Source organism: Giesbergeria sinuosa, from assembly GCF_042652905.1.
In the GTDB taxonomy this organism is placed as follows: domain Bacteria; phylum Pseudomonadota; class Gammaproteobacteria; order Burkholderiales; family Burkholderiaceae_C; genus Simplicispira; species Simplicispira sinuosa.
Genome location: NZ_JBHSHJ010000025.1, coordinates 277 through 2,621, shown reverse-complemented (window position 1 = coordinate 2,621; position 2,345 = coordinate 277). Strand labels below are relative to the sequence as shown.

General features: G+C 51.3%; 2 protein-coding genes and 1 pseudogene. All 3 read left to right on the top strand.

Going from position 1 to position 2,345, the window contains the following annotated elements; translation table 11 throughout:
• Nucleotides 1–404 (top strand): annotated as a pseudogene (locus ACFO6X_RS15785) (hypothetical protein); the annotation flags it as partial.
• 11 nt (nucleotides 405–415) lie between these two features.
• Nucleotides 416–970 carry a chemotaxis protein CheW gene (locus tag ACFO6X_RS15780; RefSeq protein ID WP_382434949.1) on the top strand — a complete coding sequence of 185 codons (555 nt, stop codon included), beginning with the start codon at nucleotides 416–418 and terminating at the stop codon, nucleotides 968–970.
• A gap of 29 nt (nucleotides 971–999) precedes the next feature.
• Nucleotides 1,000–2,345: HAMP domain-containing protein (locus tag ACFO6X_RS15775; protein ID WP_382434947.1), on the top strand; the 1,346-nt coding region annotated here is incomplete at its 3' end.

Below are 2,345 nucleotides of genomic sequence, written 5' to 3'. Positions count from 1 at the left end.
TGGTGCAAGAGATCACGGCGGCCTCGGAGGAGCAATCTTCTGGGGCGGGGCAAATCAATTCGGCCATCAGCCAGTTGAGCCAAACCACGCAACAGAATGCGTCCAGCTCGGAGGAGTTGGCGGCTACGGCCGAAGAGATGAGTGGCCAAGTGGAGCAATTGCAGCAGACCATGGCCTTTTTCAAGATCAGGGGCAGTGGTCGTCAGGTACGCAAATCGGCCACTGTGGCCCCCACTCTCCGGGCCACAGCCAATGGCACTGTGTATCCCAAACCCAATGGACGTAAATCTGGTAATGCCATGCCCGCCTCTAAAGCCTTTCTGGAGTCGGCTGGTTTAGGCAGTGCAAGCAGTTTGGATAGCACCGATACAGAAATAGACGAAAGCAAGTTCACCAAGTTCTGAAAGGCAGCGCCATGAACCAACTCGTCCAAACCTCGGCCAAATCGGTGAAATTGGGCAGCGCAGGCGCACAAGAACACCAACAATATCTGACGTTTCTGCTCAATGGTGAACCTTTTGCTATCGGCATTCTGTGCATCAAAGAAATCATTGAATACAACGGCTTGACCGAAGTGCCGATGATGCCCGATTGCATTCGTGGTGTGATCAATTTGCGGGGGGCTGTGTTACCTGTGCTGGACTTGGCCGTGCGCTTTGGCAAAAAACCCAGCCCTGTCAGCAAAAAAACCTGTGTAGTGATTGTTGAAGTAAAAACCACCAATGCGAGTTATGACATGGGAGTGGTGGTAGATGCTGTCAATGCAGTGTTAGAAATACCACGCCATGAGATCGAACCAGCACCGGCTTTTGGCAGCAAAATTCACACTGAATTTATTGAAGGCATGGGCAAGGTCAATGGTCATTTTGTCATTTTACTTAATGTGAATGCGGTGTTATCGATCGATGAATTGGGCACTCTGGCCCGCGTAGCAGAATCGGCTGAACCGATGTCTGCTGCCATAGCCTGAATGTGGCAGCAGCCACAAAGGGAAAAACAATGAAAAATGTCTCTATCCGCACACTCCTTGTGTTTTCGTTTGCCGTCATTGTCAGTTTTTTACTGATGATTGCCGCTATTTCTATGTTGTCGTCGTCAGCGGAGAAAGAGGCATCCTTGCGCCAAGAAGAGCGTTATACAGCGTATCTTTTGGCCGATGAATTACGCCAAAGCTCTGACGATCTTACCCGCTTGGCACGTACTTATGTGGTTAGTGGTGGTCTAGCAGAATACGAGCGCCAATACAATGATATTCTGGATATTCGCGATGGAAAAAAACCACGCCCACAAGAATATCAGCGCATTTACTGGGATTTCATCGCAGCAGGACAAAATGCGCCCCGTCCTGCTACAACCGCCGTACCGTTGTTAACCCTGATGCAGCAGGCAGGCTTTAGCAGCGAAGAGTTGGCCAAACTGGCACAGGCCGCGGCCAACTCCAATGAGTTGGTGCAAACGGAAGTCAAGGCGATGAATGCAGTCAAAGGTCTGTACGCCGATAGCCAAGGCCATTACACCATCTCCAAAGCGCCAGACCTGGAGATGGCCAGAACGTTGTTGCACAGTCGAGAATACCATGTGTACAAAGCCAAAATCATGGCTCCTGTGGATGAGTTTTTTGTCTTACTGGACAAGCGCACCGCTACACAGGTAGCGCAAAGTGTGGCTTATTCTCAAACACTCAAAACTTTGCTGCTGGTGACCACAACCCTGGCGGTGGTGGTGTCCTTGTTGTTGGGTTGGCTGTTGTTCAGAAAAATCGTGCCTCCAGTTCGCAAACTGGTAGATGCAGCGCAGAGTATGGCCGAAGGCAAGTTTGACTTCAAACTCAACCATGACAGCCAAGATGAACTGGGTGCCTTGACTCAATCTGTAGGAGCAATGCAGTTGGCAGTGCAAACCATGATGACCGATGCCACTTTGCTCTCTAAAGCGGCGGTGGAAGGCAAACTGGCCACCCGTGCCGATGCCAGCAAACACCAGGGCGATTTCCGCAAGATCGTTCAAGGCGTCAATGACACGCTCGATGCCGTGATTGGCCCGCTCAATGTGGCGGCCAAATATGTCGATGATATTTCGCGCGGTGCCATTCCGGCCAAAATCACCGACACCTACAATGGGGACTTCAATACCCTAAAGAACAACCTCAATACCTGTATTGATGCGGTCAATGCGCTGGTGGTCGATGCCGGTATTTTGTCCAAAGCAGCGGTAGAGGGCAAACTGGCCACCCGTGCCGATGCCAGCAAACACCAGGGCGATTTCCGCAAGATCGTTCAAGGCGTCAATGACACGCTCGATGCCGTGATTGGCCCGCTCAATGTGGCGGCCAAATATGTCGATGA

What these genes read in the sequence shown, in the direction of transcription:
- ACFO6X_RS15780 (WP_382434949.1), top strand. Translation starts at nt 416, where the DNA reads ATGAACCAACTCGTCCAAACCTCGGCCAAATCGGTGAAATTGGGCAGC.